This window comes from Pseudomonas sp. Irchel 3A7 (assembly GCF_900187565.1).
Lineage (GTDB): Bacteria > Pseudomonadota > Gammaproteobacteria > Pseudomonadales > Pseudomonadaceae > Aquipseudomonas.
This window is the reverse complement of sequence record NZ_FYED01000005.1, coordinates 65,577-78,694: the sequence shown is the minus strand read 5'-3', so window position 1 is coordinate 78,694 and position 13,118 is coordinate 65,577. Positions and strand designations below refer to the sequence as shown.

At 61.2% G+C, this 13,118-nt stretch carries 12 protein-coding genes; 6 read left to right on the top strand and 6 right to left on the bottom strand.

All coding sequences use genetic code 11. The annotated features are described in order from the left end of the window. The first annotated feature begins 166 nt into the window (after positions 1–166). A complete protein-coding gene (locus CKW21_RS09740) occupies positions 167–1,315 on the top strand; it encodes a pyridoxal phosphate-dependent aminotransferase (RefSeq protein ID WP_095193768.1) in 1,149 nt (382 codons plus the stop codon). Then, entirely contained in the window at positions 1,303–2,094 is a 792-nt protein-coding gene (locus CKW21_RS09735) for an amidohydrolase (protein WP_095193767.1), read from the top strand. The genes CKW21_RS09740 and CKW21_RS09735 overlap by 13 nt, the downstream gene beginning before the upstream one ends. 202 nt (positions 2,095–2,296) lie before the next feature. Here the strand turns inward: CKW21_RS09735 and leuA are convergent, their stop codons facing one another. Further along, entirely contained in the window at positions 2,297–3,976 is a 1,680-nt protein-coding gene (gene leuA / locus CKW21_RS09730; protein ID WP_095193766.1) for a 2-isopropylmalate synthase, read from the bottom strand. Positions 3,977–4,368: 392 nt separating this feature from the next. Between leuA and CKW21_RS09720 the strand changes: the two genes are divergently transcribed. Continuing rightward, positions 4,369–4,725 carry a hypothetical protein gene (locus CKW21_RS09720; RefSeq protein WP_095194065.1) on the top strand — a complete coding sequence of 119 codons (357 nt, stop codon included), beginning with the start codon at positions 4,369–4,371 and terminating at the stop codon, positions 4,723–4,725. A 108-nt stretch (positions 4,726–4,833) separates the two neighbouring features. On the opposite strand, the gene CKW21_RS09715 is transcribed toward CKW21_RS09720, so the two are convergent. Then, on the bottom strand, positions 4,834–5,655 hold the full coding sequence (locus tag CKW21_RS09715; protein ID WP_095193765.1) for a M23 family metallopeptidase: 822 nt from the start codon (positions 5,653–5,655) through the stop codon (positions 4,834–4,836). 3 nt (positions 5,656–5,658) lie between these two features. Continuing rightward, a complete protein-coding gene (xseA, locus tag CKW21_RS09710) occupies positions 5,659–7,038 on the bottom strand; it encodes an exodeoxyribonuclease VII large subunit (RefSeq protein ID WP_095193764.1) in 1,380 nt (459 codons plus the stop codon). Positions 7,039–7,215: 177 nt separating this feature from the next. On the opposite strand from xseA, the gene CKW21_RS09705 reads away from it, so the two are divergent. Beyond that, a complete protein-coding gene (locus CKW21_RS09705) occupies positions 7,216–7,983 on the top strand; it encodes a sulfite exporter TauE/SafE family protein (RefSeq protein ID WP_095193763.1) in 768 nt (255 codons plus the stop codon). A 164-nt stretch (positions 7,984–8,147) separates the two neighbouring features. On the opposite strand, the gene CKW21_RS09700 is transcribed toward CKW21_RS09705, so the two are convergent. From CKW21_RS09700 to CKW21_RS09690, 3 genes are read right to left on the bottom strand one after another with little or no spacing between them, the layout of a single operon-like run. Next, entirely contained in the window at positions 8,148–8,537 is a 390-nt protein-coding gene (locus CKW21_RS09700) for a DNA polymerase III subunit chi (RefSeq protein ID WP_095193762.1), read from the bottom strand. A gap of 8 nt (positions 8,538–8,545) precedes the next feature. Then, positions 8,546–8,974 carry a DNA polymerase III subunit chi gene (locus tag CKW21_RS09695; protein ID WP_095193761.1) on the bottom strand — a complete coding sequence of 143 codons (429 nt, stop codon included), beginning with the start codon at positions 8,972–8,974 and terminating at the stop codon, positions 8,546–8,548. Positions 8,975–9,032: 58 nt separating this feature from the next. After that, positions 9,033–10,523, bottom strand: a complete 1,491-nt coding sequence (locus CKW21_RS09690) for a leucyl aminopeptidase (protein WP_095193760.1) — start codon at positions 10,521–10,523, stop codon at positions 9,033–9,035. 396 nt (positions 10,524–10,919) lie between these two features. Between CKW21_RS09690 and lptF the strand changes: the two genes are divergently transcribed. Together lptF and lptG are read left to right on the top strand one after the other, a co-directional pair. Continuing rightward, on the top strand, positions 10,920–12,038 hold the full coding sequence (gene lptF / locus CKW21_RS09685; protein ID WP_095193759.1) for an LPS export ABC transporter permease LptF: 1,119 nt from the start codon (positions 10,920–10,922) through the stop codon (positions 12,036–12,038). Further along, positions 12,031–13,092, top strand: coding sequence for an LPS export ABC transporter permease LptG (lptG, locus tag CKW21_RS09680; protein ID WP_095193758.1), 1,062 nt, complete (start codon positions 12,031–12,033; stop codon positions 13,090–13,092). The genes lptF and lptG overlap by 8 nt, the downstream gene beginning before the upstream one ends. Positions 13,093–13,118: the final 26 nt, after the last annotated feature.

Genomic DNA, 13,118 nt, shown 5'->3' with positions numbered 1-13,118 from the left:
CGACTGCTGCGCAGCCGAGCGGGAGCAAGCTCCCTCGCCACAGGGTTATGTGTTGGTTATTAGAAGAAGGGCGCTATTGGCGCCCTTTTTTTATGGGCGCCGGATGGGCTATCCTCGGGCTCTCCCGCGCCGCCGTTAGAGCCGGGTGTAGAGCAGGGAATCACCGATGATCACCAGTAAGCTGCCGAATGTCGGCATCACTATCTTCACTCAGATGTCTCAGCTCGCGGCGCAGACCGGGGCGCTTAATCTGTCCCAGGGTTTTCCCGATTTCGACGGCCCGCAAGCCCTGCGTGACGCGGTCGGTCGACACATCGCCAGTGGCCACAACCAGTACTCGCCCATGACCGGCCTGCCGGCCCTGCGTCAGCAGATTGCGACCAAGATTACCCGTAGCTATGGCGTCAACGTCGATGCCGACCACGAGGTGACGGTCACTCCCGGCGCGACCCAGGCGATCTTTTGCGCCATCCAGGCGGTTATCCACAGCGGTGACGAAGTCATCGTGTTCGATCCGGCCTATGACAGTTACGAACCTTCGGTGGAGCTGGCCGGTGGGCGCTGTGTGCATGTGCAATTGGGCGTGAAGGATTTCAGTATCGACTTCGAGAAACTCGCCGAAGCCCTGAGCCCTCGCACGCGGATGATTATCCTCAATACCCCGCACAACCCCAGCGGTGCGCTGATCAGTCGTGCCGAACTGGATCAGTTGGCAGCGTTGATCCGCGATCGCGACATCTATGTGATCAGCGACGAAGTCTACGAACACCTGGTGTACGACGGCGTGCCTCACGTCAGCGTGCTGGCCCATGAAGAACTGTATCAGCGCGCTTTCGTGGTCAGTTCCTTCGGCAAGACCTACCACGTCACCGGCTGGAAAACCGGCTACGTGGTCGCGCCGCCAGCCCTGACGGCCGAGCTGCGCAAGGTGCACCAGTACGTCAGTTTCTGCGGCGTGACCCCGCTGCAATATGCCCTGGCCGATTACATGGCCGAGCACCCGGAGCACGTCGAAGAATTGCCAGGTTTTTATCAGGCCAAGCGCGACTTGTTCTGCGATCTGCTGGCACCGTCGCGTTTCAGTTTCACGCGGGTGGCGGGTACGTATTTCCAGTTGGTCGACTACTCGCAGATCCGCCCGGACCTCAATGATGTCGAAATGGCGCTGTGGATGACCCGCGAACACGGCGTCGCCAGCATTCCGATCTCGGTGTTCTACCAGACTCCGCCCGAAGGCCAGCGCCTTGTGCGGCTGTGTTTTGCCAAGCGCGAGGAGACCCTGCGTGAAGCGGCGGAAAAACTATGCGTGATCTGAGTGCATTGCCGAAGCTGACCGTTGCGCTGATCCAGACAACCCTGGCCTGGCACGACCGCCAGGCCAATCTGGAGCATTTCGAGCGGCTGCTCGAACAGGCTCGTGGCGCTGACCTGATCATCCTGCCGGAGATGTTCACCACCGGTTTCTCCATGGAGTCCGAGACGCTGGCCGAGGCGGAAAACGGCCCCACCAGCAAATGGTTGCGGACTCAGGCGGCGAACCTCGATGCGGTGATTACCGGTAGCGTCATTATTCAGGTCGCCGATGGCAGTCATCGCAATCGCCTGTTATGGGCGCGGCCGGACGGCGAGGTGCTGCACTACGACAAGCGGCACCTGTTCCGTATGGCCGGCGAGCACAATCACTACACCCCCGGCGAGCGTCAGGTGCAGTTCGAGCTCAAGGGCTGGCGGGTGCGACCGCTGATTTGCTACGACCTGCGCTTCCCGGTGTGGAGCCGCGATGCCCAGGACACCGACCTGCTGTTGTATACCGCCAATTGGCCGGGCGCGCGGCGACAGCACTGGAACCGCTTGCTGCCGGCACGGGCGATCGAGAACCTGTGCTACGTGGCAGCGGTGAACCGCGTCGGCACCGACGGTAAAGGCTTTGCCTATACCGGTGACAGCCAGGTACTGGATTTCCAGGGCGAGACATTGCTCAGCGCAGGGGAGGCGGATGGGGTATTCAAGGTGGTGCTGGATGCGGCGGAACTGGCGGCTTACCGGCAGCGGTTTCCTGCGAATCTGGATGCGGATACTTTCGAATTCACCTGAGATTATCACTGCCTGAACTGGCCCCTTCGCGGGCAAGCCCGCTCCCACAGTGATTGATGGCGTACACAGATTTCGTGGCTGGCTCAATTCCTGTGGGAGCGGGCTTGCCCGCGAAGGGGCCGGGACCGCGCTACAAAAACTACAGGCAAACAAAAAGGCCCCAAGGTTCGCACCTTGGGGCCTTTTGCTTTGTAGCGAAGGCTTACGCCGCTTTCGCTTCCGGCTGGCTCAGGGAGCGGTTCAGCGCGCTGAACAGGGCCTTGAAGCTGGCGGTGGTGATGTTTTCATCGATACCCACACCGTGCACCGCACGTTCACCGTTCACACGCAGTTCAATGTAGGCCGCGGCCTTGGCATTGGTGCCCGCGCCGATGGCGTGTTCGTTGTAGTCCATGATCTCCACCGGAATCGGCAGACCGGCCACCAGCGCTTCCAGGGCACCGTTGCCCTTGCCGCGCCAGTGCAGGTTGGTTTCGCCCTGGCCTTTACTGGCGACTTCCACTTCGACGGCGCTGTGGCCGTTTTCTTCCTGCAGGCGATGGCTGACCAGCGCGTACGGGGTGTTGGCCTGCAAGTATTCGCTGTGCAGCAGGGCATGAATTTGCTGGGCGGTCATTTCCAGGCCCAGGCGATCGGTTTCACGCTGCACGACCTGGCTGAACTCGATCTGCATGCGACGCGGCAGGCTGATGCCGTATTCCTGTTCCAGCAGGTAGGCGATACCGCCTTTGCCCGACTGGCTGTTGACGCGGATGACCGCCTCGTAGCTGCGGCCGATGTCGGCCGGGTCGATCGGCAGGTAAGGCACTTCCCACAGGGCATCGGATTTCTGCTGGGCGAAGCCCTTGCGGATCGCATCCTGGTGGGAGCCGGAGAATGCGGTGTGCACCAGGTCGCCGACGTACGGGTGACGCGGGTGAACCTGGATCTGGTTGCACTCTTCGACGACCTTGCGCACGCCGTCGATGTCGGAGAAGTCCAGTTGCGGGTCAAGACCCTGGGTGTACATGTTCAGGGCCACGGTCACCAGGTCGACGTTTCCGGTGCGCTCGCCGTTGCCGAACAGGCAGCCTTCGACGCGGTCGGCGCCGGCCATCAGGCCCAGCTCGGTGGCGGCAACGCCAGTACCACGGTCGTTGTGGGTGTGCAGGCTGATGATCACGCTGTCACGACGATTGATGTGACGCCCGAACCATTCGATCTGGTCGGCATAGATGTTCGGGGTCGCGCATTCGACGGTGGCCGGCAGGTTGAGGATCATTTTGTGCTCGGGCGTCGGGTTCCAGACGTCGATCACCGCATCGCAGACTTCCTTGGCGAACTCAAGCTCGGTGGCGCTGAAGGTTTCCGGCGAGTACTCGAAGGTCCACTCGGTTTCCGGTTGCTGGGCGGCGTACTTGACGAACAGCTTGGCCGCGCTCACGGCGATTTCCTTGATTCCGTCCTTGTCCTGGTTGAAGACAATGCGGCGGAAGGAAGGGGAGGTTGCGTTGTACAGGTGAACGATGGCTTTCTTCGCCCCACGCAGGGATTCGAAAGTGCGGGCGATCAGGTCTTCACGGCCCTGGGTCAGCACCTGGATGGTGGTGTCATCCGGGATGTGGCCGCCTTCGATCAGGGTGCGCACGAAGTCGAAGTCGGTTTGCGAAGCGGCCGGGAAGGAGGCTTCGATTTCTTTCACGCCGACCTGTACCAGGGTTTTCCAGAAACGCAGCTTCTTGACGGCGTCCATCGGTTCGATCAGCGACTGGTTGCCGTCACGCAGGTCGGAGCTGCACCAGATCGGGGCGGCGGTGATGGTTTTCGACGGCCAGGTGCGGTCCGGGATGTCGATGGTCGGGAATGCGCGGTATTTCGAAGACGGGTCTTTGAGCATGCTCATCGGGAAATCCTTATTGTGTGGGCCGAAAAAAGGCGGCCTGCCGGTGGATCAAATGTTCTGGGGATAAAGCGTAAGACGAGGCACCGCGATTCAGCCCGGCAGTCGTGCACTGACTAGGCACAAGCTGCGATGCTGACGGCGCTGAATGAGGGTGTGAGAGGTTTTCATGCCTTCAACCCTAACCGCGGGGGGAAAGGATGGCAAGCAGTCGAAAAAAATTGAGAGGAATACTCGTTGGCGTCTTTTTAGCGAGATTTTATTGCTCTGTTCCAGCCTGATCTTCAGGTTGTTTGCGCAAGGTTTGAGCGATGCGCAATCGGTGTTTTGAGCGCAGGCTGCTTGCGGCGGGGCTATTCTTCTTGAAAGCCTCGACTGGCAAGCGGGAGTCGGCGATGAACGAGTCCGATTGGAAACAGTATTGCGTATTGCGTCCGGTGGCCCATGAGCGGATGTGCACCCGGATCATGACCGACGTCGAAAAGATCGTGCTGGACAAGAGTGTCGCGCCTTACGAACGCATCGACGCCAGCGAGGAATTGCTCAAGGCTGGGCAAAAAGAGCTGTATTGGGCGTTTGGCGTCTTCAGGTTTTCACGTCATGAAGCGCGCTCGCACCTGCTCGGGTTGTGCGCGCGGGAGTTGATCACGGCGGAGGAGCTGAGCTGGTTTTCCGAGGAGACTCAGGAGTGGGTCAGGCATTGTCTGGCGGACCGGGAAGTCCATGGGATCCAGGACCTGGACGCTGAATAGGCGCTGTCCATGACGCCGCCTTCGCGAGCAGGCTCGCTCCCACAAGGATCAACGAGAACCTGTGGGAGCGAGCCTGCTCGCGAAGAGGCCATCAGCCTCTCCTGAGAATCAAGGCTGAAACGCGCCAATAAATATGGCCGGATCCACCCGCGCATCATTGAGGCTGACGTTCCAATGCATATGCGGTCCCGTCGCCCGGCCGGTAGCGCCCACCTTTCCGACCACACCGCCGCGTGCCATTTGCTGCCCAACCTTCACATCAATCTTCGACATGTGGCAGAACATGCTGATAAAGCCCTGGCCATGGTCGACAAACACCGTATTGCCATTGAAGAAGTAATTACCGATCAGAATCACCTTCCCGGCGGCCGGGGTCTTGATCGGCGTGCCGGCAGGCACGGCGAAATCCAGGCCTGAGTGAGGATTGCGCTCTTCACCATTGAAGAAGCGGCGCACGCCGAATTTGCTCGACAGCGGGCCGTTCACCGGTTTATCCAGCAGCACGTTACTGGGCGTATTCGGACTGAACGTGCGGTAGGCAGCGATCTGCTCGGCCAGTTCGCGTTCGATACGCTTGAGATTGTCCGGATCCGGATTGACCTGTTGCGTGTTTTTCAGGGTGATGCGCTGTTCCGGGTATTTCTTGTTACCGACGGTGAACCCCAGGCTACGACCGCCGCTGCTGACGGATTGGGCACCCGGCTTGACCGTCAGCGGTATGCCGACGATGGCCAGCCAGTTGTTCTGTTCCTTGATCACCAGCACCGGTTTGCCCTGATAACTGGCTTTTGGCGCTTGCGCGGCGGTGCCCAGGTCCACCACGGCCACGCCGCCCGGCACCGGTTTGTTCAACAGGCGTGTGATGTAACTGTCGGCATGGGCGTTGAATGTCAGGCACAACAACAGAAACGAAGTAAAAAAGCGCGGCATGGATCAATCCAGTAAAGAAAGGGTGACGGGCGTCAGGTGATTGTCTTCGACCCGCACTTGCAGTTCGCCTTCACCCAGTTTGGCTTTCAGGCGCTGGCCGGTGTGGGTTTGCCCGGCGCTACGGATCGCGTTGCCGCGCTCGTCCAGCAGAATGCTGTAGCCACGGCCGAGGGTCGCCAGGGGGCTGACCACATGCAGTGTCTGCATCTGGCTTTGCAGTTGCAGGCGACGGCTTTTCAAACCTTCGCGCATGGCGCGGGGCAAGCGTTCGGCGAGGCTGTCGAGGCGCTGCCGCAGCATCGCCAGTTGCCGGCCTGGATGCTGTCCGGCGAGGCGGGTTTCCAGACGGATCAGTCGTTCGCGCCGGGTGTTGAGGCTGCGCTCGAAGGCGCGGCGCAGGCGCATGTCCAGATCGTCCAGACGCTGCGCTTGCTGACGCAGACGCTCACCCGGATGACGCAAGCGGCGAGAGATACCTTCCAGGCGCAGCCGGTCACGCATCAGGCGGTCGCGCATGCGCATCACCAGCCGACGATGCAGGCTCTCGACCCGACGCACCAGATCACTGGAGTCCGGTGCCAGCAATTCGGCGGCGGCAGAAGGCGTGGGGGCGCGAACGTCGGCGACGAAATCACTGATCGATACATCGGTTTCATGGCCGACGGCGCTGACGATCGGCGTCACGCAAGCGTCCACGGCGCGGGCCACGGCTTCTTCGTTGAAACACCAGAGGTCTTCCAGAGAGCCGCCGCCACGGGCCAGGATCAATGCATCGAAGCCACGGGCGTCCGCCAGTTTCAGCGCGCGAACAATCTGCGCAGTGGCTTCGCGGCCCTGTACCGCAGTAGGGATCAGCGTCAGCTGAACTTGCGGCGCGCGGCGGCGGAATACGCTGATGATGTCGCGAATCACCGCGCCGGTGGGCGAGCTGATGATGCCGATACGTTGCGGATGCGCCGGCAGCGGCACTTTGCGTTCGGCGCTGAACAGGCCTTCGGCGCTGAGTTTTTCCTTCAAGGCATCGAAGGCCAGGCGCAGCGCACCATCGCCGGCCGGCTCCACGGTGTCGAGGATCAGCTGATAATCGCCGCGCCCCTCGAACAGCGAAACCTTGCCCCGCACCTTGACCGCCAGACCATCCTTCAACGCCTGGCGCACCCGGGCGGCGTTCTGCCGGAAGAGGGCGCAGCGCACTTGGGCGCCGCTGTCCTTGAGGGTGAAGTACACGTGCCCGGACGCCGGGCGGGCGAGGTTGGAGATTTCGCCCTCGACCCAGATGTTGCTGAACACGTCTTCAAGCAACACCCGCGCACGGCCGTTGAGCTGGCTGACGGTCAGGACTTCGCGGTCCAGGCCGAGTCTTGCAAAGGGATCTTTTATCATGGGGCGCAGTTTAAAGGCATTCGGTGAACAATCTCCATGAGTCCGCGCAAATCCCTTGTGGGAGCGAGCCTGCTCGCGAAGGCGTCATGTCAGTCGTTGCAGTGTTGAATGTTATTCCGTATTCGCGAGCAGGCTCGCTCCCACAGGGGTAAAGTCGTCGGCGGTATTCAAGGAGGATTGAGTGTGGCTGAGTTGTTGAACCAATGGCCATTCGGCGCAGTGGACTGGCTGGTGATCGGGGCGGGCATCGCCCTGGCTTACATCGTGTTTGGTATCGCCGGGTTCGGCACGGCATTGGTGGCCGGGCCGATTTTGATTTTGTTCATGCCCTTATCGAAAATCGTGCCGCTGCTGGTGCTGCTGGATTTCATCGCGGCGTTCGGCAATCTGTTGCCTTCACGACGGGACGTGGCCAAACCAGAGCTGCTGCGATTGCTGCCCTGCATGGCGGTGGGCTGCACCCTTGGGGTGATTTTTCTGCTGAACCTGAAATCCGACCTGTTGCTGCTGTTGATGGGGGTGTTTATCAGCGCGTATGCGATCTACAGCCTGTGGATAAAAGTCCGTCCGGCGCAATTGTCTGCTGTTTGGGCGTTACCGATGGGCACCGTGGGCGGGATGTTCGGCGCGTTGTTTGGCAGTGGCGGTTTTTTGTATGCGATCTATCTGAACAGTCGGCTGCCCAAGGACGAAGCGCGGGCGACTCAGAGTGCACTGATCAGTTGCAGCACGGTGGTGCGTTTGAGCCTGTTTGCGGTCGCGGGGGTGTATGCCGAACTACCGTTGCTGGTCCTGGCGCTATGCCTGCTGCCGGCCATGGCGCTGGGGCTGTGGGTCGGTCGGCGGTTGACCATGCGCCTGTCGCGCGAGGCCTTTGTGCGGCTGGTGACGTGGCTGGTGCTGGCGAGCGGGATTGCGTTGATCGGGCGTTACCTGAGCACCTGAATACCGAGGCTTTCCATGTTGATGGGGGCTTCTGTGGCGAGGGGATTTATCCCCGTTGGACTGCGCAGCAGTCCCATCTTTTGGGGCCGCTTCGCAGCCCAGCGGGGATAAATCCCCTCGCCACAGCAAGCCCACAATCACAAAGGCCCTATTTGCAACGTGTCTCAATCGTTGTACTGACTCAACAACCGCTCAAGCCGCGCGCTGAGGCGGCGCTTGATTTCGGTTTCGATGTGCGGCGCGAAGTCGTCGATCACGTCTTGCATGATCAATTGCGCGGCGGCACGCAGTTCGGTGTCGAGGTACAGCAAGGCATCGGCGTTCTTGCTGTCATTCGGCGCCGGTTCCGCGGCGGGCTTGGGTGGTGTCGGCACGACAGTCGGTGCAGGTTCGCTGACGGTGTCGAACAGCATGGGAATCTGTTCCTGGTCACCTTCTTCGACCGTATCGGTCAGCAGCGGTGGTTGCAGGTTGTCATCGCCGAGCAATTGGCGGATCGACTCAAGGTCGTCCAACAGATGCGCGGACTTTTGCAGCGGTTTTGGAGTGTCCATCGGAATGCTCAGAGTCGCTGTAAACGGTGATCTTGCAGAGGATAGCCCTGTTCGCGGTAGAAACGGAAACTCTCCCGCGCGGCCTGGCGGATCACCGGATCTTCGACCACCACTTCCGCCACGCGGGCGAAGCGTTGGGCAAAGGCCGGGACCTTCAGGTCCAGGTTGACCAGCAAATCCTGGTGCTGACCGCAGTCATCGCCAAAACCCAGCACGATCAAGCTGTCCGGTTCGCTTTCAGCGGGGCCGTGGGGTACGAAGCTTTCGCCCTTGAACGCCCACAGACGGGCATCGAGGTCGTCGCGCTGAGCCGCATCGCTGCAATGCAGGTAGACGCGGTGGCCCATGCGCCAGGCTTTTTCGGTGAGCTTGCAGGCGAAATCCAGGCGTGCCGAGGGATCGGCGCTGGGCAGGATATAGAAGTCGACTTTGGTCATTGCGGTTCCTGAGCCAGGGCGGCGCTACCCGAAGGTAACGCCCCCTGGATCATTGGTTTCAGGCTTTGGCGCGGTCCAGCAGGTATTGGGTCAGCAGGGGGACTGGACGGCCAGTGGCGCCCTTGTCCTTGCCGCCGCTGGTCCATGCGGTACCGGCGATATCAAGGTGAGCCCAATTCAGGTTCTTGGTGAAGCGCGACAGGAAGCACGCAGCGGTGATGGTGCCGGCTTTCGGGCCGCCGATGTTGGCGATGTCGGCGAACGGGCTGTCCAGTTGCTCCTGGTATTCATCGAACAGCGGCAGTTGCCAGGCGCGGTCGTCGGCAGCCTGGCCGGCGCTCAGCAGTTGGCCAATCAGTTCGTCGTTGTTGCCCAGCAGGCCCGACGTGTGGGAACCCAGTGCAACCACGCAGGCACCGGTCAGGGTGGCGATGTCGATCACCGCTTGCGGCTTGAAGCGCTCGGAGTAGGTCAGGGCATCGCACAGCACCAGACGGCCTTCGGCATCGGTGTTGAGGATTTCCACGGTCTGGCCGCTCATGGTGGTGACGATGTCGCCAGGACGCGAAGCGTTGCCACTCGGCATGTTCTCGGCGCAGGCCAGGATGCACACCAGGTTGATCGGCAGCTTCAGTTCGAGCACGGCACGCAACGTACCGAATACGCTGGCGGCGCCGCCCATGTCGTATTTCATTTCATCCATGCCGGCGCCCGGCTTGAGGCTGATGCCGCCGGTGTCGAAGGTGATGCCCTTGCCGACCAGTGCGTACGGCTTCTCGGATTTCTTGCCACCGTTGTACTGCATGACGATCAGGCGCGGCGGCTGGGCGCTGCCCTGGCCGACGGCGTAGAACGAGCCCATGCCCAGTGCCTTGATCTTCTTCTCGTCGAGGACTTCGACTTTCAGATCCTTGAACTCTTTGCCGAGGTTTTTCGCCTGCTCACCGAGGAAGGTCGGGTGGCAGATGTTCGGCGGCAAGTTGCCCAGGTTGCGGGTGAACGCCATGCCGTTGGCGATGGCGGTGGCGTGTGTCACGGCGCGTTGCACTTCAGCCTGGGCGGCCTTGATGGTCAGCAGGGTGATTTTCTTCAGGGCGCGCGGTTCGGCTTTCTGGCTTTTGAACTGGTCGAACTGGTATTCGCCGTCCACCAGGGTTTCGGCCAGCAGGCGGGTCTTGCCGTAGCTGTCGCGGCCCTTGACCACGATTTCATCCAGGGCCAGTACAGCGTCACTGCCACCCAGGCCTTTAAGGGTGTTGAGTACGCCGGCGACGATTTTGCGGAACGGGCGGTCGCCCAGCTCTTCATCCTTGCCCACGCCCACCAGCAGCACACGCTCGGCTTTCAGGTTCGGCAGGCTGTGCAGCAACAGGCTCTGACCGACTTTGCCGGCCAGGTCGCCGCGCTTGAGGACAGCGCTGATTGCGCCGCCGCTGAGTTCGTCGAGTTGTCTGGCTGCAGCACCGAGCTTGCGGCCTTCACCGACGGCGGCGACCAGCGTGGCGGTCTTCAACGTTTCCGGGTTAACGCTCTTTACAACCAGTTCCATGTCCGGGTCCCTGAATTGATGGTCAACTCGCAAGCGCTCGACAGCGGGTGTGCGTCGCTTGCTTATAAATATAGAAAGGCGCCGGGAGTGGCCGGCGACGAAGGCCGCAGTTTGAACCTCGCTGCCAGCGCCTGACAACCCTCGGTTGCACGAATGTAGGAGCGAGTTCGCTCGCGGTGAACCCGAGTGCGGCACGGGCTGTCAGAGATCCCGAGTTATCGTTGCCCAGCATCGCGAGCGAGCTCGCTCCTACAGGCGTTTCCCTGCATTGCGCAGTGACAGGCGCACCCAATCACAGGATAATGCGCCATCTTTTTTCGGCGGCTCTGCCTTGCGGGCTGTCTGATATGTTTGCTTGTTCGGCCGCCTTAGCCTGACAACCCTGGAGTGTCTGGTTTGATCGTCTTCCGTTATCTATCCCGCGAAGTCCTGTTGACCTTGAGCGCCGTCAGCGGCGTATTGCTGGTCATCATCATGAGCGGACGCTTCATCAAATACCTCGCCCAGGCGGCTTCGGGTCAACTGGATCCGGGCTCGCTGTTCCTGATCATGGGCTTTCGCCTGCCGGGGTTCCTGCAACTGATCCTGCCGCTGGGCCTGTTTCTCGGGATCCTGCTGTCCTACGGTCGTTTGTACCTCGAAAGCGAGATGACCGTGCTCTCTGCCACCGGCATGAGCCAGCAACGCCTGTTTCGCATGACCCTGTTCCCGGCCACGATCGTGGCGCTGGTGGTTGCCTGGTTGAGCCTGAGCCTGGCACCACAAGGCGCCAATCAGTTCCAGTTGCTGCTGAACAAGCAGGATGCCCTGACCGAGTTCGACACCCTGGAACCAGGCCGTTTCCAGGCCCTGCGCGACGGCACCCGGGTGACGTACACCGAGCAGTTATCGGATGACCGCATCAACCTGGGTGGTGTGTTCATTTCGCAAAAGAACATCAGCTCCGACAAGAAAGATCGCGGTATCTCCGTGTTGGTAGCCGAAAAGGGTCGCCAGGAAATCCGTCCCGACGGCAATCGCTACCTGATCCTCGACAACGGCTACCGCTATGACGGTAACCCGGGGCAGGCCGATTACCGGGCGATCAAGTACGAAGAGTACGGCGTACTGCTGCCCAAGCCGGATGTCAGCGATGAAGTGACCGATCGCGATGCAATGACCACCGCATCCTTGCTGGGCAGTGACGACATCCGTTCCCGTACCGAGCTGCAATGGCGACTGTCCCTGCCGTTGCTGGTGTTCATCGTGACCTTGATGGCGGTGCCGCTGTCGCGGGTCAATCCGCGCCAGGGCCGTTTCCTCAAGCTGCTGCCGGCGATTCTTCTTTATATGGCTTACCTGACCATCCTGATTGCCGCTCGCGGTGCCCTCGAAAAGGGCAAGATTCCACCGGCGCTGGGCTTGTGGTGGGTGCACGGGATCTTCCTGGCCATTGGCCTGGGCTTGCTCTATTGGGAGCCCTTGCGCTTGAAGATGGCGAGCCGCCGCGACGCACTGGAGGTGGCCCGTGGTTAAGCTCGACCGCTACATCGGTAGCAGTGTGTTCATGGCCATCCTGGCTGTTTTGGGGATCATTCTCGGTCTGGCGACGTTGTTCGCGTTCATCGATGAGATGGGCGATGCCAGCGACACCTATACCCTGGTCGATATTCTGAGTTACGTGTTGCTGACCGCGCCGCGTCGTCTGTATGACATGCTGCCGATGGCCGCGCTGATCGGCTGCCTGATCGGTCTCGGCAGCCTGGCCAGCAACAGCGAACTGACCATCATGCGCGCGGCCGGTGTATCGGTCGGACGGATCGTCTGGGCGGTGATGAAGCCGATGCTGGTGCTGATGGTGGTAGGCGTGTTGATTGGCGAGTATGTCGCGCCGGCAACCGAAAGCACCGCACAGGCCAACCGTTCGCTGGCCCAGGGCAGCGGCGATTCTCAAAGTGCCAAGCACGGCCTGTGGCACCGCCAGGGCGACGAGTTCATCCACGTCAATTCCGTGCAACCCAATGGCCTGCTGTATGGCGTGACCCGCTACCGCTTCGATGATCAGCGTCGCATCCTGTCGTCCAGCTTCGCCAAGCGGGCAGCGTTCGACACGGACCACTGGCAGTTGAGCGACGTCACCACCACGCTGTTCCATGAAAAGAGCACTGAAGTGGTCAGCATTCCGGTCGAACGCTGGGACGTGGCATTGAGCCCGCAACTGCTGAGCACGGTGGTGATGGCGCCCGATTCGCTGTCGATCACCGGCCTGTGGGGTTACATCCACTACCTGGCGGACCAGGGGCTGAGCAATGGCCGTTACTGGCTGGCATTTTGGGTCAAGGTGTTGCAGCCGCTGGTCACTGCCGCTCTGGTGCTGATGGCGATTTCCTTCATCTTCGGCCCGTTGCGCTCGGTGACCCTCGGTCAGCGGGTGTTTACCGGTGTGCTGGTGGGCTTCACCTTCCGCATTGCCCAGGATTTGCTGGGGCCTTCGAGCCTGGTGTTCGGTTTCTCGCCGCTGTTTGCGGTGCTGGTGCCGGCGAGTGTCTGCGCCCTGGCGGGGCTCTGGCTGTTGCGTCGCGCCGGTTGATGGCGGGGTATTTCCCGCTTCACGCG